This window comes from Dactylosporangium darangshiense (assembly GCF_039537565.1).
Taxonomy (GTDB): Bacteria; Actinomycetota; Actinomycetes; order Mycobacteriales; family Micromonosporaceae; genus Dactylosporangium; species Dactylosporangium darangshiense.
On record NZ_BAABAT010000002.1, the window covers coordinates 492,190 to 512,021 of the forward strand.

The window sequence follows — 19,832 nt, forward strand, 5'->3', positions numbered from 1 at the left end:
GTGACCGTGACCGCCCTGCCCGCCCCGGCCGTCGCCGAGCGCGACCCGGCGCACATCCGCTGGCTCATCTTCACCCGCGACCGCGGCATCTTCGTGCTGTGGGTGGTGCTGCTCGCCGCGTTCAGCCTCTGGGCCAGCCCGTACTTCGCGAGCCTCGACAACGCCATCCTCATCGCCAACGCCGCCGCGCTCACCGCGATCTTCGCGGCCGGCGTCGCCGTCGGCATCGTCTGCGGCGCCCTGGACCTGTCCATCCCGGGCACCGCCGCGATCGCCGCCTGCGCCTGCGGATGGCTGATGACCCACGGCGCGCCGGTCTGGGCGGGCATCGCGGCCGCGCTCGTCATCGGCGCCCTCGTCGGCCTGGCCAACGGGCTCATCGCCCTGCGCGGCTTCAACCCGATCGTCGTCACGATCGGCACCCTGTCGGTGATGACGGGCCTCGCCGCCGTCATCACCGGCGGGTACACCGTCCCGGGCCTCGACGCCCTGTCGTTCATGGGCACCGACCGGCTCCTCGGCGTGCCCGGCCCGGTCTGGATGGTCGCCGTCCTCTTCGCCGCCGGCACACTGTTCCTCACCCGCACCCGCCACGGCATCCGGCTCATGGCCGTCGGCGGCAGCGCCGAGGCGGTGCGCCGCTGCGGCATCCACGCCGAGCGGTACAAGGTGCTCGGCTTCGTCATCAGCGGCTTCTGCGCCGCGCTCGGCGGCCTCGTCACCACCGCAGTGGTCACCGAGGCGAGCCCGGCCGCCAACCCCGGCATCATCTTCAACGCGCTCACCGCCGTGGCCCTCGCGGGCGTGGCGCTCAGCGGCGGCCGAGGCTCGCTGCCGCGGGTCCTGGTCGGCGCGCTCATCCTGGCCACCATCTCCAACGCCCTGACCATCAAGGGCATCCAGCCGTACTGGGGCACCGCCGTCACTGGCCTGCTGCTGCTCGCCTCGCTCGGCCTGGAGAAGTGGGTGTCCACGACGGTCTCCCGCCGGCTGGTCGCCACCGCGCAGGCCTCCGCGCACACCGGAACGAGGTGAACCCCGCGATGACGAACCCGAACGACCCGCCGGCGCTGGAGCTGCGCGGCATCGACATGCACTACGGCTACGTGCGGGCGCTGGACGGCATCGACGTGCAGGTGCGCGGCGGCGAGGTGCTCGGCCTGCTCGGCGACAACGGCGCCGGGAAGTCCACGCTGCTCAAGGTGATGTCCGGGGTACACCGCCCGACCGGCGGGGAGATCCTCGTGCACGGCGCGCCGGCGCAGTTCACGTCGCCCGCGGACTCCACCGCCGCCGGGATCCAGATGGTGTACCAGGACCTCGCCCTCGTCGACGCGCAGGACATCGCCACCAACCTGAGCCTGGGCCGGGAGATCCTGCGCCGCGGCCCCCTCGGCTGGCTCGGCTTCGTCGACCACAAGGCACAGCGGCGGCGCGCCGCCGCCGAGCTCGACCGGCTCGGCGTGCGCACCGCCGCGGTCACCCGCCCCGTCGAGATGCTCTCCGGCGGCCAGCGGCAGGTCGTGGCCCTGGCCCGCGGCGCCACCCGCGTCACCGGCGAGCGGGGCGGCGTGCTGCTGCTCGACGAGCCGACCGCGGCGCTCGGCTACGAGCAGACGGAGCAGGTGCAGCAGCTCATCCGCCGCCTCGCCGCCGACGGCATCGCGCTGGTGCTCGTCACCCACAACCTGCCGCTCGCCCTCGCCGTCTGCGACCGGATCGCGGTGCTCAACCGCGGCCGCAAGGTCGCCGACGTCCCCGCCGCCGAGACCGGCAACGACGAGCTCGTCGGCTGGATCACCGGCGCCCGAGCCTCGATGTTCGCGCCGTGAGCCGCCCGTTCCCGCCGGGCTTCCTGTTCGGCGCCGCCACTTCCGGCCACCAGACCGAGGGCGGCAACGACAACAGCGACACCTGGTTCGCCGAGCAGGTGCGCCCGAGCGTGTTCCGCGAGCCGTCCGGCCCGGCCTGCGACTCCTACCGGCGCTGGCGCGACGACGTCGACCTGGCCGCCGGCATGGGCCTCAACGCGTACCGGTTCTCCCTGGAGTGGGCCCGCATCGAGCCCGAGCCGGGCCGTTTCGACCGGGCTGCCCTGGAGCACTACGGCGCCGTGATCGAGCGCTGCCGGTCCAGCGGGCTGGCGCCGATCGTCACGCTCAACCACTTCACCTGCCCGCACTGGTTCGCCGCCCGCGGCGGCTGGCTCGACCCCGAGGCGCCCGAGCGGTTCGCGGCCTACTGCGCCGAGGCGGTCGCGGCGATCGGCGCCGGCATCGCCTACGCGGTCACGCTCAACGAGCCCAACCTGCCGCGGCTGCTGACGTGGGCCGGCCTGCCGCCGTTCGTGCGCGACCTCGAACGCGCCACCCTCGAGGCCGCCTCGCGGGCGGCGGGCGTCGCGCGGTACCGGCTGGGCAACGTCGTGCTGCCCGAGGAACTCGACGCGATCGAGGACGGGTATGCGGCCGCGCACGCGGCGGCGCGCGCCGCCGTGCGCGCCCGCCGCCCGGGCCTGCCGGTCGGGCTCAGCCTCGCCCTCGTCGACGACGTCGCGGACGGCGACCCGGCGGTGCGCGACCGCAAACGGGCCGAGGTGTACGCACGCTGGCTGCGCCTGGCCCGCGACGACGACTTCCTCGGCGTGCAGAACTACGAGCGGGTGCACTACGGCCCCGACGGGCCGCTGCCACCGCCGCCGGGCGCGGTCGTCAACGGCATGGGCTCCGCGGCCGACCCGGCCTCGCTCGGCGGCGCCGTGCGCTACGCCCACGCCGAGGCGGGCGTGCCGATCCTCGTCACCGAGCACGGGATGGCCACCGACGACGACGCGCACCGGGCCGCGTTCATCGAGCCGTCCCTCGCCGGGCTGCTCGACGCGGCCGACGACGGCGTGCCCGTGCTCGGCTACTGCCACTGGAGCCTGATCGACAACTTCGAGTGGGTGTTCGGCTTCGCGATGCGCCTCGGCCTGCACGCCGTGGACCGCGACACGTTCGAGCGGATCGCGAAGCCCAGCGCCGGCGTCTACGCCGCGATCGCTACAGCGGCGTCGCTTCGCCCGCCGTGAGGCGCCGCACCACGCCGTCGGGGCCGAACGCGGCCAGCATCCCGAAGTACTTCCCCGGGTCCGTCGTCTCCGCCTCGTGCATCGGCACCGCCACCCGCGGGCGCACCGCACGCACGTAGTCGACGGCCTCGGCGAGCTTGAGCCACGGCCCGTCCACGGCCACCGCGAGCACGTCGACGTCGGCGGCCGGCACCAGGAAGGAGTCGCCGGGATGCAGGAACGCGCCGCCGTCGACGAGGTACGCCGCGTTCGTGCAGCCGGGCACGTCGCCGTAGACCGGGGCGTGCAGGCCGCCGAGCACGTCGACCCGCGCCCCGCCGAGCTGCAGGCGGTCGCCGGGCCGGGCCACGGTGTGCTCGGGCAGCCGCGCGCCGAGGGCGGTCGCGGTGTCCGCGTCCACCACCAGGCGCGCGCCCGGGTTGGCGGCCAGCAGCGCGCCGAGCCGGGCGACGTCGACGTGGTCGGGGTGCTGGTGCGTGACGAGGACGGCGTCGAGGTCGCGCACCGCCTCGAAGCCGGACAGCGTGCCGGGGTCGACGAGCAGCCGCGCCCCGGTCTCCACGAGCAGGCACGCGTGCCCGAGATGGGTGACCTTCACGGCCGACAGCATAAGCGACTTTCGTTTTGAGAACACGGCTTGCGCACAGTGAGAGGAGTCGCGATGGGGCGGCTGGACGGCAAGGCGGTGCTCGTCACCGGCACCGGCGGCGGGATCGGGCGGGCGACCGCGCTGGTGTGCGCGCGGGAGGGCGCGCACGTCGTCGGCTGCGACCTGCACGCGGCGGCGTCGGCGGAGACGGTCGCCCTGGTGCGCGCCGCCAGCGGGCGCATGGACGCCCTCGCGCCGCTCGACGTGGCCACCGAGGACGGCGCGGCGGCGTGGGTCGAGGCCGCCGCCGGGCTCGCCGGCGGCGTGGACGTGCTGGTGAACAACGCCTCGGCGATCCGGTTCGGCGCGATCGACCGGCTGTCGTACGCCGACTGGCGGTACACCGTCACCAACGAGCTCGACATCGTCTTCCTCGTCACCCGCGCCGCCTGGCCGCACCTGGCCCGCTCCGCGGGCGCGATCGTGAACGTCGGCTCGATCTCCGGATCCCGCGGCGCGTTCTTCATGCCGCAGAACGCACACGGCGCGGCCAAGGGCGGCGTGCTCGCCCTGACCCGGCAGCTGGCGGTCGAGGGCGGGCCGGCCGGCATCCGCGTCAACGCGGTCAGCCCGGCGATGACCGAGACGCCGCACACCGCACCGATGCTCGCCGACCCCGACGGGCCCGGCGCGGCGATCCGCGAGCGCACCCCGCTGCGCCGCTGGGGCCGCCCCGAGGACGTCGCCAACGCGATCCTGTTCCTGGCCAGCGACGAGGCCTCGCACGTGACCGGCGCCAACATCCCGGTCGACGGCGGCGCGGCGGCCGTCGGATGAGCGGTCCGGAGCGAAGCGGAGGGGCCGCTCATCATGGAAACAGGTTCAAGTTCAGCCGGCCGGAGCGAAGCGGAGGTCGGATGAACGGGCGGCTGTACGTGCGCGGCGAGGACGGCTACGAGGCCGCCCGGGTCGGGCGCGTGTTCAATGCGCGCCGCCCGGACCGCTACCCGGCCGCGGTGCTCCTCGCGGCCGACGCCGGCGACGTCGCCGCCGGGGTGCGCCTGGCCGCCGAGCGGGGCTGGACGGTCGCCGTCCGCTCCGGCGGGCACTCGTGGGCGGCCTGGAGCCTGCACGACGACGCCCTCCTCATCGACCTCGGCCGGCTCGACGGCCTTGGCTACGACCCGGACACCCGCGTGGCGACCGCCGGGCCGGCCGTGCCCGGCGGGCTGCGCCTCGCGCCGTTCCTCGCCGGGCTCGGCCGTGCGTTCCCCGGCGGGCACTGCCCCCGCGTCGGGCTCGGCGGTTACCTGCTGCAGGGCGGGCAGGGCTGGAACGGCCGCAGCGTCGGCTGGGCGTGCGAGAGCGTCGCCGCCGTCGACGTCGTCACCGCCGGCGGCGAGCACGTGCGCGCCGACGCCGAGCACAACGCCGACCTGTACTGGGCCGCCCGCGGCGCCGGTCCCGGCTTCCCCGCCGTCGTCACCCGCTTCCACCTGGACACCCAGCCGGCGGCCGGGCGGATGTGGCACGACACGTGGACGTTCGCGCCCGGCGACGCCGCCGCCGTGCTCGCCTGGCTGCACGAGTTGCTGCCCGGCCTCGACCGGCGCGTCGAGCCGGTCCTCGCGGCGACGCGGCTGCCCGCGGTACCACTGGATGAAGGAAAGGATCATCCGGGCACCGCGCTGCTGCTGCACACCACCGTCATGGCTGTGGCTGATGATGAAGCAGCCAGGCTGCTGGGCCCCTTCGACGCCGGCCCGCCCGGCGCCCGCGCGCTCGGCCACGCCCGCGGCCGCACCACCATCGAGGCGGAGAACCGGGCGCAGGCCGAACAGAACCCCGACGGCCACCGCTACGCCGTGGACTGCACGTGGAGCGACGCCCCCGCCGCCGTCCTCGCGCCCGAGCTGTCGCGGCTGTGGTCGGAGCTGGACACGCCGCACTCGTTCTCCATCTGGTACGGCTGGGCGCCGCACCGCCCGCTGCCCGACATGGCGCTGACGGTCGAGGCCAACGTCTACCTCGCCACCTACGCCATCTATACCGACCCGGCCGACGACGAGCGCTACCGCACCTGGGTCCACGAGCGCACCGCCGCCCTCGCCCGGCACGGCGCCGGCGTGTACCTCGGCGACACCGACTTCACCCGCCGGCAGGACCGGTTCCTCTCCGACGCCGCCTACGCCCGCCTGCAACGGGTCCGCGACCACTGGGACCCGGACGGGCGGATCGCCTCCTACCTCTGCCACGACCCGAAGGCGCTGAACGCCCATGGCTGACCAGCCGCGCCTGGACCACGCCGGCCTCTCCGTGCGCGACCTGGCGGGCGCCGCCGAGTGGTACTGCGCAGCCCTCGGCTTCGACCGCGAGCTCGCCCTGCGCGTCGACGCCATCGACCTCGACATCGTCATGCTCATCCACCCCGCGCACGGCGACCGGCTCGAGCTGCTGCACCGCGCCGGCTCGTCGCCGGGCCCGCGACCCGCCGACCCGGCGCAGGCCGCCCTCTCACACGGCTACGGCCACGTCGCCTTTGACGTCGCCGACCTCGACGCCACCTACGCCCGCCTCGTCGGGCACGGCGCCCGCCCGGTCATGCCGCCCGGCGACTCGCCCGAGCCCGGCGTGCGCATGGCCTTCGTCGCCGACCCCGAGGGCAACCTCGTCGAACTGCTCTGCCGGAGGCCGAGATGAAGATCCTGGGCATCAGCGCCGGCGCGGCCGGCGGCAGCGCCGAACTCCTGCTCACCGCCGCCCTGCGCGCCGCCGAGGGCGCGGCCGACGTCGGGCTCGTGCGCCTCGCCGGCCTGCGCATCCCCGCCGAGCCGGGCGGCGACGACGCCGACCTGTGGTGGCTGTGGGAGCGGCTCGTCGAGTGCGACGGCCTCATCGTCTCCACCCCCATCATGACCCGCACGATCGCCGCCCGGCTCAAGCTCGTCGTCGACCGCCTCCTCGGGCCCAACGCCGACGCCGCCATCATCGAGGGCCTCGCCGCCCAGCGCCGCGCCGGGACCGAGCCCGCCGTGCCGTTCCGCGTCGACGAGCGCGTCCTGCGCCCGCGCGTGGCCGGGTTCCTCGCCGTCGGCGGCGCGCTCACCCCGCAGTGGCGGACCCTCGCCCTGCCGCTGCTGCACTCGGTCGCGTTCTCCATGCACATCGCGGTCGCCGACCAGGCGCTCTTCGGCGGCGCCGGCACGCCCCGCTCGATCGTGCTCGACGACGGTGCCCTCCCGCGGGCGGCGCGCCTCGGCGCCAACGTCGCGGGGCAGCTCGGGAAGGCGTTCGAGGACGTGGAGTACCGCGGCGAATCCGGACTCTGCCCGATGTGCCATCTCAGCGTCGTGGTCCTCGACGGCCCCGCCGTCGCCTGCGCCACCTGCGGCGCGACCGGCGAGCTGACCCCGGAGTTGTCGGTGCGCTGGACCGACCTGTCCACGTCGGTGCTGTCGATGGCCGAGAAGCGGGCACACGCCGCCGAGATCCAGGACACCGCGTGCCGGCAAGCCGCCGATCGGGACCGCATCGACGCACTCGCCGCCGCCGTCGCCCCGATCACGCCCCTGGCGCCGAGGTGAGCGCGCCGCACGGGCTGCGCGTCGAGCACCTCGACGAGGCCCTCGGCATCCACGTCCGCTCGCCCCGGCTGTCGTGGCGGCTGCCGGCCGGCGCGGCCAGACAGGTGGCATACCGGATCGAAACCGGCAACGGCTGGAGCACCGGCCGGGTCGAGGGCGAGCACAGCCTCCTCGTGCCCTATGAAGGGCCGCCGCCGGGCTCCGCCGAGCGCGTCGACTGGCGGGTCAAGGTCTGGACCGACCTCGGCGAGAGCGACTGGTCGGCGCCCGGCTGGTTCGAGACGGGCCTGCTGTCGCCGTCTGACTGGGTCGCACGGTGGATCGAGCCGGACGATACGACGGGGGAGCGGCCCGCGTACCTGCTGCGCGGGGAGATCCGGGTCGACGGGCCGGTCGAGCGGGCCCGCCTCTACGCGACCGCACACGGCATCTACGAGGCATGGTTGGGCGGCGCCCGGGTCGGCGACGCGGAACTGACGCCGGGGTTCACGCAGTACCGCACCCGGCTGCAGGTGCAGGCCTACGACGTGACCGAGCTGGTGCGGGCCGGCGCCGACGAGCTCACGATCGTGGTCGCCGACGGGTGGTACCGCGGCCAGGTCGGCGCCGTGCGCGCCGTCGACCAGTGGGGCGCGCGCGTCGCGGCCCTTGCACAGCTGCGCGTGACGCTCGCCGGCGGCGCGGTCGTCACCGCCGGCACCGGCCCCGACTGGCGGTGGGCGACCGGGCCGGTCCGCGCCGCCGACCTCATCGCCGGCGAGCGCGTCGACCTGCGGGCCGAGCCCTCGGTGTGGGCACCCGTCGTCGTTGCCGATTTCGGGTACGACACTCTTGTCGACTCGCCGGCCCCGCCGGTGCGCCGGGTCGAGGAGATCGTTCCGGTCGCCGTCACCCGGCCCGCGCCCGGCCGGCAGGTCATCGACCTCGGCCGCAACGTCAACGGCTGGGTGCGGCTGACCCGCCTCGGCCCCGCCGGCACCCGGCTCACGCTCACCCACGGCGAGCACCTCGGCGCCGACGGGGACGTCACCACCGACCACCTCCGCCCCGACCTGCCGTTCCTGCCCGAGCCGCTGCCGGCGGGCATGGTCGACGAGGTCGTCGCCGCCGGCCGGCCCGGGGAGGCGTTCGAGCCGCGCCGCACCACCCACGGCTTCCGGTACGTGCGCGTCGAGGGCCACCCCGAACCGCTCGGGCCGCAGGACGTCCGCGGGGTCGTCGTGCACACCGACATGCGCCGCACCGGCTGGTTCGCGTGCAGCGACCCGCGGCTGAACGCGCTGCACGAGGCGGCGGTGTGGAGCCTGCGCGGCAACGCCTGCGACATCCCGACCGACTGCCCGCAGCGGGAGCGGGCCGGCTGGACCGGCGACTGGCAGGTCTTCGCCCGCACCGCCGCGTTCCTCTACGACGTCGCGGGGTTCACCACCAAGTGGCTGCGCGACGTCGCCGCCGACCAGTGGCCCGACGGCACGGTCGCGAACATGAGCCCGTGCCCGCCGGCCGAGGGCCGGGACTCGCCGGTCGCCGCGCTCAACGGCTCCGCCGGCTGGGGCGACGCCGTCGTCATCGTGCCCTGGCAGCTGTACCGCGCGTACGGCGACGAACGCGTCCTGGCCGAGCTGTGGCCGGCGATGACCGCGTGGCTCGCCCGCGCCGAGCGCATGGCCCGCACCGGCCTTTGGAACACCGGCTTCCACTGGGGGGAGTGGCTCGAGCCGGGCGGGGAGCCCGTCGACTTCGCGGCGTTCGCGGCGGCGGACAAGAGCGACGTCGCCACCGCGTACCTCGCGCACTCCGCCGGCCTGGCCACCCGCATCGCCCGGGTGCTGCGCCGCCCCGCCGACGCCGCCCGGTACTCGGCCCTGGCCGGCCGCGCCGCCGACGCCTGGCGGCGCGAGTTCCTCCAACCGGACGGCCGGCTGACGCCCGACACCCAGGCCAACCACGTCCGCTCCCTCGCGTTCGGACTCATCCCTGCGGCGTTGCGCCCGGCCGTCGCCGCGCGCCTGGTCGAGCTCGTCCGCGCCGCCGACACGCGGCCCGCGACCGGCTTCCTGTCCACCGCAGACCTGCTGCCGGTCCTCGCCGACGCCGGCCACGCCGACGTCGCCTATGAGCTGCTGCTGCGCACCGGGGAGCCGTCGTGGCTGGGCATGATCGAGCGCGGCGCGACGACGATGTGGGAGCGCTGGGACGGCGTCGACGCAGACGGCGTGGCGCACGACTCGCTCAACCACTACGCCCGCGGCGCCGTCGTCGGCTTCCTGCACCGCTACGTCGCCGGCATCGAGCCGGTGGAGCCCGCCTACCGCCGCTTCCGGGTGCGGCCCCGGCGCGGCGGGGGGCTCGCCTGGGCCGAGGCCGCACACGAGTCGCCGTACGGGCGGATCGAGGTGCGGTGGGACAGCGAGGGCCTGCACGTCACGGTCCCGCCGGGCACGACGGCCGAGGCGACCCCGCCTGGCGGGCCGGCCCGGGTCCTGGGCCCGGGCCGGCACCTCATCTGAAGGTCTGGCGGATCTCGCCGATGTGCTCGACCCGGCTGACCAGGGTCTCGCCCGGGCGCAGGTACCGCGGCGGGTTGCGGCGGTTGCCGACCCCCGCCGGAGTGCCGGTGAAGATCAGGTCGCCGGGCAGCAGCGGGCACACGGCCGAGATCCGCGCGACGAGGTCGTCGACCGGGAAGATCATCTCGCTGGTGCGCCCGCGCTGCACGACCTCGCCGTCGAGCAGGCACTCGAACCCGATGTCGGCGCGGTCCGGGAACTCGTCGGGTGAGACCGACACCGGCCCGGTCGGCCCGAAACCGGGGTGGGACTTCGCGAGGGAGAACTGGGCAGGTGAGCCGCGCAGCTGCCCGGCCCGCTCCGACAGGTCCTGCCCCACGGTCAGCCCGGCGACGGCGTCCCAGGCGCGCTCGCGCGGGATGCGGTGGCCGCCGGCGCCGATGACGGCGACCACCTCGATCTCCCAGTCCGGCTTGCCGCCGGGCAGCGTCACCTCGGTGACCGGCCCGGCGATGCAGGACGGGAACTTCGTGAAGATGAGCGGCTCCTCCGGTGCGGTGAAGCCGGCCTCGGCGGCGTGCGGGCGGTAGTTGAGCGCCACCGCGAACACCTGCCGCGGGTTGGGCACCGGCGGGCCAAGCTCGGCGTCGGTCACCGGCCGGGCCTTCGACCAGTCGGCGGTCGCGGCCCACGCGGTCAGCTCCGGCCAGCGGGCCAGGGCCGCGAGGACGTCGCCGGGCACCTCCAGCGCGGCGTCGTTGCGGACGAGCACCATCCGGCCGTTGAGGGTTCCGAATCGCATCGCCGGCCTCAGGTGTACAACGAGCCGGTGTAGGGCGGCGTGTCGTGCGCCTCGGCCCACGCGGCGACGCGGTTGCGCAGCAGCCCGACGCCCTCGATCTCGGCCTCCACGACGTCGCCGGGCTTGAGGTAGAACGCGAACGGGTCGGGCTGCACGGCGGCGACGCCGGAGATGGTGCCGGTGGTGATGATGTCGCCGGCGGAGTAACCCTGCGGCGAGTGGAACGCGACGAGCTGCGGGATGGTGAGGACCATCTGGTCGGTGTTGCCGCTCTGGCGGACCTCGCCGTTGACGCGCAGCTGCATCGCCAGCCGCTGCGGGTCGGGGATCTCGTCGGCGGTGACGATCCACGGCCCGATCGGGCAGAACGTGTCGATGCCCTTGGAGAAGGAGAAGACGCCGGACTGCATCTCGCGGCGCTGGATGTCGCGGGCGGTGATGTCGTTGAAGACGGTGTAGCCGGCGATGTAGCCGGGCGCCTCGTCGGGGCCGAACCACCGGCCCGACCTGCCGATGACGACCGCGAGCTCCAGCTCGTAGTCGAGCTCCCGGGTGAGGCCCTCCGGGTAGACGACGGCGTCGTCGGGGCCGATGATCGCGTCGACGTTCTGGAAGAACACGATGCCCTTGTGCACGGGGTGCGACCAGTTCACCTTCTGCAGCTCTTCATGGTGTACCGCGAAGTTGCCGGCGGTGTGGAAGAACTTCTTCGGCACGATCGGCGCCCGCAGCCGCACCGACGCCAGGGGCAGGCGCTCGCCGGTCTCGCCGACGTCGCCGCCGCGCTCGAAGTACTCCCGCGTCGAGGAGCAGGCCAGCTCGACGACGGTGTCGTCCTCGAGCCGCCCGACCCGCCCCGCGTCGAAGGTCACCAGCCTCATGTCCCACCACTTTCGCTGTATGAAAGTATCTTTCGCACCGAGTCTATGGCGTTTCCGGCTCCGCGCGGAAGACCCGCAGCTGCAATGCCAGGGTGGCGTAGTAGCCGACCAGCGTGGTCAGCTCGAACACGGCGGGCAGCCCGAGCCCGTCGCGCGCCCGTGCGAACTCGGCGTCGGTGAGGTCTTCGTGCTCGGCCAGGGCGGCCGCGGTGTCCACGACGAGCCGCTCGGCCGGGTCGTCGCTGTAGAGGGTGCGCAGCTCGTCCTCGCTCAGGCCAGCGGCGCGGCCGACCGCCTCGTGCGCGCTGCGCTCGAACGCGCTGTTCTGCGCCCGCGCCACGACCAGGATGGCCAGCTCCCGGGCGCGGTCGCTCAGCGCGGTCTCGTAACGCACCGCGCCGCCGAGCGCCTGCAGCGCGGTGCCGAGCGCGGGCTGCAGCAGCATCGCGTTGAACGGGCCGTTGAGCGCGCCGTCGGGGCCGGTGAGCGGGAACGGTGATCCGCCCGCGGCCCGCCGCCCGCCGGCGATAGCGTCGTACAGCGCCCGCTGCGCCTCGTCGAGGCCCTCCGGCGTCACGCGGGCCAGCCGTTCTTCGGAAGTCGCTTTCATGGTCCGAGAATAACGGCATCGTGTGGTGGTTGACACACGTCGGCCGCCGCGAAACACTCGGGAAACACGGTGTGGGAAAGCGGTTCTCACTGTGCGAAAGTCGAGGGAGTGGACGTGGCGCGGACGGTGTTCACCAACGGGTTGGTCTTCGACGGCTCCGGCGGCGCGCCCGCACCGGGCGAGGTCGTCATCGAGGGCGAGCGCATCGCCGAGGTGCGCACCGGCTGGCACGGCGAGCACGACGCCGATCAGGTGGTCGACGCGACCGGCTGCACGATCATGCCCGGCATGGTCGAGTCGCACTGCCACCTGACCTTCCCGTCCGCGGTCGGGCACATCGACCCGTCGTTCAACCCGCCCCTGGACGTGTCGTTCTTCCACCACATCGAGGGCCTGCCCGCCGAGCTGGCCCGGGCCGAGCGCAACGCCGCCATCCTGCTCGACCACGGCTTCACCTCGGCGTACTCGGCCGGCTCCATCCTGCCGATGCCGACCGAGGTCATCCTGCGCGACAAGATCCGCGCCGGAGCGGTGCCCGGCCCGCGGCTGCGCGCGGCCAGCATGGAGCGCGACAACCACCCGGTGCGCCCCGACGGCCACGTCGAGCCCGACTGGCAGGGCCCCGACGCGTGCCGCGCGTTCGTGCGCGAGCAGGCGGCCATGGGCTTCGACGCCGTCAAGTTCCTGCTCAGCAACGACGACGTGTTCGTTCCCGGCGGTTCGCACATCACGCAGTACACCTGGGAGGAGGCCCGGGCCGCGGGCGAACAGGCGCGCGAGTCCGGCGTGTGGCTCAACTGCCACGCCCAGTCGGCCGAGTCGGTGAAGCTCGCCGTGCGGGCCGGCTTCCGGTCCATCTACCACTGCACGTACGCCGACGAGGAGGCCCTGGACCTGCTCGAGTCGGTCAAGGACACCGTGTTCGTCTCGCCCGCGCCCGGCATCATCTACGCCAACGTCCACGAGGGCGAGGAGTACGGCATCACCCGCGAGGTCGCCGAGCGGATGGGCTCGGTCGCCGCGCTCGAGGGCATGGCCGCGGTGTACCCCGAGATCCGCAGGCGCGGCATCCGCGCCCTGCCCGGCGGCGACTACGGCTTCCCGAACAACCCGATCGGCCGCAACGCCCGGGACCTGCAGCTGTTCGTCGAGGTCCTCGGCTACACCGCACTCGAGGCGCTCACCGCCGTCACCCAGCACGGCGGCCGGCTCATGGATCTCGGCGACATCGGCATGCTGCGCCCCGGCTGGGTCGCCGACGTGCTCATGGTGCGCGGCAACCCCGCCGAGGACGTGCGCATCCTGCAGAACAAGGACAACCTCCTCGCCATCGTGCAGGCCGGCCGGTTCCACAAGGCGCCCGCGGCCCTGACCGCATGATCGAGGTCCGCCGCGACGTCGCCTACGCCGGCCCGGGCTCGCCCGCCCTGGACCTGTACCTGCCGCCGGCCCCGCGCGCCCTGTGCCTCTACCTGCACGGCGGCGGCTGGCGGGTCGGCAGCCGCCGCGACGCGCCCGGCGGCTCCTTCGAGCGCATCGCCGCGCAGGGCCTGGCCGTGGCGACCGCCGACTACCGCCTCACCGCCGAGGCCACCTTCCCGGCCCAGCTCGACGACGTGACGGCGGCGCTGGCGTACCTGGCCGGCCTCGGCGTCCCGCGGCTGGTCGCCTGGGGCGCCTCGGCCGGCGGCCACCTCGCCGCGCTCGCCGCCCTGACCACGCCGCCCGGCTCCCTGGCCGCGGTCGCCTGCTGGTACGCGCCGACCGACCTCGACGCCCTGTCCCGCGACGTCGACGCGGCCGGCGGCTCCGGCGACCGCACCGCCACCTCCCGCGAGGGCATGCTCGTCGGCGGCGCGCTCGATGCTGCTTCGGATGTCGTCGCCGCGGCCAGCCCGGTCACGCACGCCCGGGCCGAGGCGCCGCCGTTCCTGTTCGTGCACGGGACTGCCGATGTGGCGGTACCCCTGCGGCAGAGCGAGCGGCTCGCCGCCGCGCTACACGGGCACGGCGTCCCGGCGCGGGTCCGGCAGGTTCCCGGCGGCACCCACATGTTCCCCGGCCTGCCCGCCGCGGAGCTCGACGCTCTCGTCGACGAGACCGTCGCCTTCCTTCTCGTCGGCTCCACTCGTCTTTTCGTCGGCCCTGACCAGGGCGATCCCGGCCAGGACGACGAGGCCGCCGGCTAGCTGCCAGGCGCCCGGGGCCTGTCCCAGCAGCGCCCAGGCGATGAGCACGGCGAACAGCACTTCGGTCAGCCCGGCGAACGATGCGACCTTGGCGCCGAGCAGCCGGGACGCGGCGATGCCGGCCGCGTAGGCCAGGGCGGCGGCGACGAGGGCGAGGCTCGCGATCGGCACGACCCAGCTCGTCTGCCGGTTCAGCAGCGTGACCGGCGCCGTGCTGGTGTGGAACGGCAGCACGCCGACGGCGGCGGCGATGCCGAGCGCGACCGCGCCGACCGCCATGCCCGCCCACGCGAGCACCAGCGGCGGCACCCTGCTCTCGGCGGAGCCGGCCATCGTGAAGTACACGGCGAGGGCGACCCCCGCGAGCCCGGCCCACAGCACGCCGACGGGATCGAGCCCGCCGCCGGCCGGGTCGAGCACGAGCGCGAGCCCGGCGAGCGCCGCGACGCCGCCGATGACGGTGAGCCGCCGGGGCCGATGCCCGTGCCGCAGCCACATCCAGCCCACGACGAGCAGGATGCCGCCGTACTCCAGCAGCAGCGCCACGCCCACGTCCAGCCGCTTGACGGCGTTGAAGAACGTCAGCTGTCCGCCGGCCACGGCGACGAGCCCGAAGGCGAGGATCTCGCCCAGCCCGGCCCGCAGCGAGACCTTGTGCCGGCGCAGGGTCAGGATGGCCGGCACGGTGAGCACCAGCGCGGCGATCCCGATCCGCAGCGTGACCACGGCCCCGGGCGACCACCCGGTCGCCATCAGCGACCCCGCGAACGTCCCGGCCGTGCCGAACGTGGCGGCGGACACCAGCGCCAGCCCGATCCCGAGCAACCCCCGCCGCCCGTCATCACCAAAACGCGTTATGCTCATGACAGAGACGCTACTGCGACGTCGAATAAGGAGTCAAGATGCTTTTTGCTCATGACACCGAGGTCTCCCTGGTTGCGGCGGCCGCCTTGATCAACACCAGCGGCAGCGAGGAGCTCCTTCCCGACCCCGCCGCCCTGGACGCCTTCCTGGCCCCGTGGACCTGGACCGGCAAGCGCACGCACGACGAGGAGGAGGTCTCGGCGGTGCGGGCCCTGCGCCCGAAGCTGCGCCAGGTGTGGGGCGCGGGGGAGGACGAGGCGGTGGACCTCGTCAACGCGATGCTGCGCGAGTCCCCGGCGCTACCGCAGCTGGTGAAGCACGACGGCTGGGACTACCACATGCACGCCACGACGCCCGACGCCGACCTGCACGTGCGCATGCAGGTCGAGTTCGCGATGGCGATGCTGGACGTGATCCGCATGAAGGAGCTGGACCGCCTGCGCTTCTGCGCCGCCGACGACTGCAACGACGTCGTCATCGACCTGTCGAAGAACCGCTCCCGCCGTTTCTGCGAGAACGGCTGCGGCAACCGCACGAACGCGGCGGCGTATCGCGCCCGCAAGGCTGATGCGCTAGCTCGCTCCGCTCGCCCCCGAACCCCCTCAAAGGCGGCAGCGTCGCGCGCGGAGGACGAGTAGGTTGGCCGGCACGGGCCCGGACTACCGGGGTTGGGGGCTGCTACCGCTCGAGGATGCCTTTCAGCGTGCCGAGATTGTCCCGCATCCCGCGCTTGAAGAGTCCCTCGGCCAGCGGCCCGAGGAACGCGGCCGGGCCTCGAAGCCCGGCTCCGCTGATCGTGCCGTCGAGGATGAGTCGCGTCGCATCCCGCACGGGCTGGACGAGGTACTGATAGACGAACGGGGTCGGCCCGCTCAGCGACGTGAAGGTGACCTCTTCGCCGTCCGAATAGCCGGTGATCGCCACTTCATTGAGGGCAGGCCCGCCGGGCAGATCTCGATACACCTCGTATCGCGTTCCGAGCCCGCCGGAGCCTTCGACGCGCTGCACACGTTGCACCGCGGAGTACCACCTCGGCATGGTCGTGAAGTCGGCGACGAACTCGAACACCCTGGCCGGCGGTGCGGCGACGTCGAGGTTCAGCTGAAAGGTCATGTTGTTCTCTTTTCTTGGGCGGCGAGACGGTTCGCCAGGGCAAGTCCGGCCGGTGACTGCCGGGTGAATGCGTGGAGGAACGTGATGAGAGCGTCGGTGTCCGTTCCATCGGTGGCCCGGTCGAGCAGGTCGTAGAACCGGTTCTCGATCTCCTCGACACGGTGGGCCATGTCATGACCTTGTGCGGTGAGGGTGAGCCTGACCTGTCGCCGGTCGTGCTCGCCGGCGGTCTTCTGCACGAAGCCGGCGGCAACGAGGCGGTCCACGATTCGGCTCGGGCTCGTGCCGGTGTCGCATACGAGCATGTCGCCGAGCTCTACGAGAGCGAGCGGCCCGTGATCGGCGATGATGCGCAACGCCTCTGATTGCGCCGGCGTGACACCGAGCTCGGACAACGACGCGGTGAGCTGACGGTTGCCTTCTCGTTGCGCCGCGAGAATGAGGTAACGAAGCTGCTCAGCTGTTCTCACGCTCGTATCGTCCCGCGTGCCGCAGCGAGGCGGCCGGTCCCTCTGTTGTCGTGAAATCCGTGTCGTGACATCCATGTCATGACACGGATTAGATACCGGTGCGGCACCTCTGTCAAGCCGCGCCGCCCGGTGCGAAGCGTCTCCGGCCGCGAACCGACGTTGGAGTACTACGAAGCCGCCCGCAACGACGCCAGGAGCTGCAGCCGGTCGGCGTCGGGGCTGCCCGGCTCGGCGGTGAAGACCAGCATGAACGGGCCGGGGCTGCCGGGCAGCGGATAGGTGTCCCAGTCCAGGACGATGTCGCCGACCTCGGGGATCCGGAAGGTCTTGGTGCCGCTGACCGACGCGCGTACGTCGTGCCGGGCCCACAGCCTGCGGAACTCGGCGCTGCGGATGCTCAGCTCGCCGACGACCGCGGTGGCGCGCGGATGGGTGGGGTCGGTGGCGACGGCAGCGCGCATCATGCCGATGTAGTCCAGGGCCTGCCGCTCCCAGTCGCGGCAGCTGCGCTGGTTGGTGAGCGTGTCGTCGAACATCAGCAGGAGCATGTTGAGCCGGTCGGGCGGGTACGCGGCCGGGTCGCCGAGCAGCGCCTGCGCCATCGGGTTCCAGGCGAGCAGGTCGAGGTGCCGGCCGAGCACGACCGCCGGGGTGTCCAGCACCCGCAGCAACCGCCGCGTGCTGTCCGGCACCCGCTCCGGGCCGTGGTCCACCCGGGCGGGCATCGGCCGGCGGGCGGCGCGCGCCAGGGTGAACAGGTGCCGGCGTTCCTCGTCGTCGAGGCCGAGCGCGCCGGCGAGGGCTTCCAGGATGTCGTCGGACGGGTGTACCTCCCGGCCTTGTTCCATCCGCTGGTAGTAGTCGGTGCTCAGCCCGGCCAGCAGGGCCAGCTCCTCGCGCCGCAGCCCGGCGACCTTACGCCGGCCGCCGGGCTCCAGCCCGACGTCGTGCGGACGCAGCCGGCCGCGCCGGGCGCGCAGGAAGTCGCCGAGCTCGCGGGCGTACGGATGGGTCATGCCGCAAGTGTGCCGCCGTACCGGGCGCCCAAGGTAGGTCCCGCGGACCTAGGCAGACGCGTACGACCGAACCGGCTCGCGTCGCGCCTAGCGTCGTCGGTCGACCGCACCGACAACCCCCGCAGGAGCAGCAGATGACCGGATGGACCGCCGACCGCATCCCCGACCAGCACGGCCGGATCGCCGTCGTGACCGGCGCGAACTCGGGCCTCGGCCTGGTCACCGCGACCGAGCTGGCCCGCCGCGGCGCCCATGTCGTGCTCGCCGTGCGCAACACCGTCGCCGGCGCGGAGGCCGCCCGCCGGATCGGCGGCGGCGCCGAGGTCCGCGAGCTGGACCTGGCCTGCCTCGACTCGGTACGCGCGTTCGCCGCCAAGCTGTCCGCGGACCATCCCGCGATCGACCTGCTGGTCAACAACGCTGGCGTGGTCCTGCTCGGCCCGCGCCGGACCTCCGCGGACGGCTTCGAGCTGCAGCTCGCCACCAACTTGCTGGGCCACTTCGCGCTGACCGGCGCGCTGCTGGCCAATCTGACCGCGGCGCGAGCGGCCCGGGTCGTCAGCCTCAGCTCGATCACCCACAAGACGGCGCACCTCGACTTCGCCGACCTGATGTTCGAGCGCGACTACCGGGCCGCCCCCGCCTACGGCCGGTCCAAGCTCGCCACCACGATCTTCGGCGTCGAGCTCGACCGGCGCCTGCGCGCCGCCGGATCGCCGATCGTCAGCGTCCTGGCCCACCCCGGCCTCACGCGCACCAACCTGACTCCCCGGGCCTGGGAGCACCGCGGCCGCATCGGCCGGCTGATCGCGCGGTTCGGCCTGCTGGCCACCCAGCCGGTGGAGCAGGGCGCGCTGCCGCAGCTGCGCGCCGCGACCGACCCCGGCGTGCGCGGCGGGCAGTTCTTCGGCCCGTCCAGGCTCTGGGAGACGCGGGGCCCGGTCACCGAGGCCCGGCTCAGCCGTGAGGCGGCCGACCCGGCCGTCGGCAGGCGCCTCTGGGCCGCGGCCGCGGCGCTGACCGGCATCGGCTACCTCTGACCGCGAGGTTTGGGCAGGCCGGCCTCAGCGGCCAGGACGGGCGCCGAACTGCTCCGGGTGGTCGGCGATCCACCCGGCCTGCGCCTGGTGGATCGCCACCCGATGACCCGGGCCGAAGTCGCCGTCACCGACCGGCCGATCAGCCGGACGCTTGCGCACCAGCGTTGCGTGCCAGGTCCTGCAGCAGGGAGCGGACGGGGATGGGGCGGCGGCGCAGGAGCCGCTCCAGCGTCGGGTCCGTGGTGGCGAACTCGCCGCGGCGCGACGCCGTGAACATGCCGAGAAGCATCGATGCCTGCTCGGCCGGGACGCCGTGGGACGTCAGGGACGCCGTCCACTCCTCGTCCTCGGCGACCACGCGGCGCACGGTGCGGCCGGTCAGGTCGGTGAGGAGCGCCGCCACGTCGGCCAGGTCGAGGGCCTCCGGGGCGGTCAACGGCGGCGTCGGGCCGTCGGCGTCGAGGGGGTTGGCCAGGATGGCGGCCGTCGCCTCGGCCAGGTCGGCGTGCGCGGTCCACGACACCGGGCCGTCCGCGGGGGCGATCAGCTCGCCGGTCTCCAGGGCGCGGCCCAGCAGGTGGGCGATGGTGCCGGCGTAGAAGCCGTTGCGCAGCGCCGTGTACGGGACGCCGGTGCCCGCCAGGTGGTGCTCGGTCGCGGCGTGGTCGGGCATCGGGGCGAACGCCGAGGACGCTGCGGCGGCCTGGTGGCTCGTGTACAGGATGCGCTTGGCGCCGGCGGCACGGGCCGCGTCGATCGCGGCGGTGTGCCGGGCGATCGCGGCCGGGCCGGTCTGGTCGACGGACACCACGAGCACCTGCTCGGCGCCCGCGAACGACTCGGCGAGGGTCTCGGGATCGGCGAAGTCGCCGCGGCGCACCCGTACGCCGCGGGCGGCCAGGTCGGCGGCTCGGCCGGGGTCGCGCACGCTCACGCCGATGCCCTCGGCCGGGACGCGGTCGAGGAGCCGTTCGACGATCTGGCGGCCGAGCTGGCCGGTAGCGCCGGTAACGATGATCATGTCGCACCTCTCGGTTGTGGTTACGACGATAATATCAGCGTTAGCAACGTTGATTACAACCTGGCGTTATCAT

Annotated in this window: 21 protein-coding genes and 1 pseudogene; 12 read left to right on the top strand and 10 right to left on the bottom strand. The window is 74.0% G+C overall.

All coding sequences use genetic code 11. The annotated features are described in order from the left end of the window. Genes ABD901_RS05870 through ABD901_RS05880 form a run of 3 tightly spaced genes read left to right on the top strand, consistent with a single transcriptional unit; the run spans window position 1 to window position 3,070 of the window. Window positions 1-1,035, top strand: a complete 1,035-nt coding sequence (locus ABD901_RS05870) for an ABC transporter permease (RefSeq protein ID WP_345122048.1) — start codon at window positions 1-3, stop codon at window positions 1,033-1,035. 8 nt (window positions 1,036-1,043) lie between these two features. Beyond that, window positions 1,044-1,832 (top strand): ATP-binding cassette domain-containing protein, encoded by a 789-nt coding sequence (locus ABD901_RS05875; RefSeq protein ID WP_345122050.1) that lies wholly within the window; start codon window positions 1,044-1,046, stop codon window positions 1,830-1,832. Next, window positions 1,829-3,070, top strand: a complete 1,242-nt coding sequence (locus tag ABD901_RS05880) for a family 1 glycosylhydrolase (RefSeq protein ID WP_345122052.1) — start codon at window positions 1,829-1,831, stop codon at window positions 3,068-3,070. Before ABD901_RS05875 ends, ABD901_RS05880 begins: the two co-directional genes overlap by 4 nt. Here the strand turns inward: ABD901_RS05880 and ABD901_RS05885 are convergent. Then, a complete protein-coding gene (locus tag ABD901_RS05885) occupies window positions 3,042-3,668 on the bottom strand; it encodes an MBL fold metallo-hydrolase (protein ID WP_345122054.1) in 627 nt (208 codons plus the stop codon). The genes ABD901_RS05880 and ABD901_RS05885 overlap by 29 nt on opposite strands. Window positions 3,669-3,731: 63 nt before the next feature. Between ABD901_RS05885 and ABD901_RS05890 the strand changes: the two genes are divergently transcribed. The 5 genes from ABD901_RS05890 to ABD901_RS05910 all read left to right on the top strand — a co-directional run bounded on the left by ABD901_RS05890 (window position 3,732) and on the right by ABD901_RS05910 (window position 9,753). Next, window positions 3,732-4,496: an SDR family NAD(P)-dependent oxidoreductase gene (locus tag ABD901_RS05890; protein WP_345122057.1), complete on the top strand. Its 765-nt coding sequence runs from the start codon at window positions 3,732-3,734 to the stop codon at window positions 4,494-4,496. A gap of 80 nt (window positions 4,497-4,576) precedes the next feature. Then, window positions 4,577-5,944 (top strand): FAD-binding oxidoreductase, encoded by a 1,368-nt coding sequence (locus ABD901_RS05895; protein ID WP_345122059.1) that lies wholly within the window; start codon window positions 4,577-4,579, stop codon window positions 5,942-5,944. Further along, the gene (locus ABD901_RS05900) at window positions 5,937-6,359 is read left to right on the top strand and encodes a VOC family protein (protein ID WP_345122061.1); all 423 of its coding nucleotides are present in this window, start codon (window positions 5,937-5,939) and stop codon (window positions 6,357-6,359) included. The genes ABD901_RS05895 and ABD901_RS05900 overlap by 8 nt, the downstream gene beginning before the upstream one ends. Beyond that, the gene (locus ABD901_RS05905) at window positions 6,356-7,243 is read left to right on the top strand and encodes an NAD(P)H-dependent oxidoreductase (RefSeq protein ID WP_345122063.1); all 888 of its coding nucleotides are present in this window, start codon (window positions 6,356-6,358) and stop codon (window positions 7,241-7,243) included. The genes ABD901_RS05900 and ABD901_RS05905 overlap by 4 nt, the downstream gene beginning before the upstream one ends. Beyond that, the gene (locus ABD901_RS05910; RefSeq protein WP_345122065.1) at window positions 7,240-9,753 is read left to right on the top strand and encodes an alpha-L-rhamnosidase; all 2,514 of its coding nucleotides are present in this window, start codon (window positions 7,240-7,242) and stop codon (window positions 9,751-9,753) included. The genes ABD901_RS05905 and ABD901_RS05910 overlap by 4 nt, the downstream gene beginning before the upstream one ends. Here ABD901_RS05910 and ABD901_RS05915 read toward each other — a convergent pair. From ABD901_RS05915 to ABD901_RS05925, 3 genes are read right to left on the bottom strand one after another with little or no spacing between them, the layout of a single operon-like run. After that, the gene (locus tag ABD901_RS05915; RefSeq protein WP_345122068.1) at window positions 9,746-10,555 is read right to left on the bottom strand and encodes a fumarylacetoacetate hydrolase family protein; all 810 of its coding nucleotides are present in this window, start codon (window positions 10,553-10,555) and stop codon (window positions 9,746-9,748) included. The two genes, ABD901_RS05910 and ABD901_RS05915, sit on opposite strands and share 8 nt — an antisense overlap. Before the next feature lie 8 nt (window positions 10,556-10,563). Next, a complete protein-coding gene (locus ABD901_RS05920; protein WP_345122071.1) occupies window positions 10,564-11,436 on the bottom strand; it encodes a fumarylacetoacetate hydrolase family protein in 873 nt (290 codons plus the stop codon). 43 nt (window positions 11,437-11,479) lie between these two features. Then, window positions 11,480-12,046 (bottom strand): carboxymuconolactone decarboxylase family protein, encoded by a 567-nt coding sequence (locus ABD901_RS05925; RefSeq protein WP_345122073.1) that lies wholly within the window; start codon window positions 12,044-12,046, stop codon window positions 11,480-11,482. Window positions 12,047-12,160: 114 nt separating this feature from the next. Between ABD901_RS05925 and ABD901_RS05930 the strand changes: the two genes are divergently transcribed. After that, window positions 12,161-13,426: an amidohydrolase family protein gene (locus ABD901_RS05930; protein ID WP_345122076.1), complete on the top strand. Its 1,266-nt coding sequence runs from the start codon at window positions 12,161-12,163 to the stop codon at window positions 13,424-13,426. Next, a pseudogene (locus tag ABD901_RS05935) lies at window positions 13,423-14,046 on the top strand (alpha/beta hydrolase fold domain-containing protein); the annotation flags it as partial. The gene ABD901_RS05930 and the pseudogene ABD901_RS05935, both read left to right, overlap by 4 nt. On the opposite strand, the gene ABD901_RS05940 reads toward ABD901_RS05935, so the two are convergent. Next, complete coding sequence (locus tag ABD901_RS05940) at window positions 14,044-15,099, bottom strand: EamA family transporter (RefSeq protein WP_345122078.1); 1,056 nt, start codon at window positions 15,097-15,099, stop codon at window positions 14,044-14,046. The pseudogene ABD901_RS05935 and the gene ABD901_RS05940 sit on opposite strands and share 3 nt — an antisense overlap. A gap of 38 nt (window positions 15,100-15,137) precedes the next feature. Between ABD901_RS05940 and ABD901_RS05945 the strand changes: the two genes are divergently transcribed. Then, entirely contained in the window at window positions 15,138-15,737 is a 600-nt protein-coding gene (locus ABD901_RS05945; RefSeq protein ID WP_345122080.1) for a CGNR zinc finger domain-containing protein, read from the top strand. A 40-nt stretch (window positions 15,738-15,777) separates the two neighbouring features. On the opposite strand, the gene ABD901_RS05950 is transcribed toward ABD901_RS05945, so the two are convergent. From ABD901_RS05950 to ABD901_RS05960, 3 genes are all read right to left on the bottom strand, one after another. Further along, entirely contained in the window at window positions 15,778-16,212 is a 435-nt protein-coding gene (locus ABD901_RS05950) for an SRPBCC family protein (RefSeq protein ID WP_345122083.1), read from the bottom strand. Next, entirely contained in the window at window positions 16,209-16,682 is a 474-nt protein-coding gene (locus tag ABD901_RS05955) for a MarR family winged helix-turn-helix transcriptional regulator (protein WP_345122085.1), read from the bottom strand. Before ABD901_RS05955 ends, ABD901_RS05950 begins: the two co-directional genes overlap by 4 nt. Window positions 16,683-16,849: 167 nt before the next feature. Further along, a complete protein-coding gene (locus ABD901_RS05960) occupies window positions 16,850-17,698 on the bottom strand; it encodes a helix-turn-helix transcriptional regulator (RefSeq protein WP_345122088.1) in 849 nt (282 codons plus the stop codon). Between the two features lie 134 nt (window positions 17,699-17,832). Between ABD901_RS05960 and ABD901_RS05965 the strand changes: the two genes are divergently transcribed. Next, window positions 17,833-18,738, top strand: a complete 906-nt coding sequence (locus tag ABD901_RS05965; protein ID WP_345122090.1) for an oxidoreductase — start codon at window positions 17,833-17,835, stop codon at window positions 18,736-18,738. A gap of 24 nt (window positions 18,739-18,762) precedes the next feature. Here ABD901_RS05965 and ABD901_RS05970 read toward each other — a convergent pair whose 3' ends face one another. Together ABD901_RS05970 and ABD901_RS05975 are read right to left on the bottom strand one after the other, a co-directional pair. Continuing rightward, entirely contained in the window at window positions 18,763-18,897 is a 135-nt protein-coding gene (locus tag ABD901_RS05970; protein WP_345122092.1) for a hypothetical protein, read from the bottom strand. Continuing rightward, window positions 18,878-19,759, bottom strand: coding sequence for an NmrA family NAD(P)-binding protein (locus tag ABD901_RS05975; protein WP_345122094.1), 882 nt, complete (start codon window positions 19,757-19,759; stop codon window positions 18,878-18,880). The genes ABD901_RS05970 and ABD901_RS05975 overlap by 20 nt, the downstream gene beginning before the upstream one ends. Window positions 19,760-19,832 lie beyond the last annotated feature (73 nt).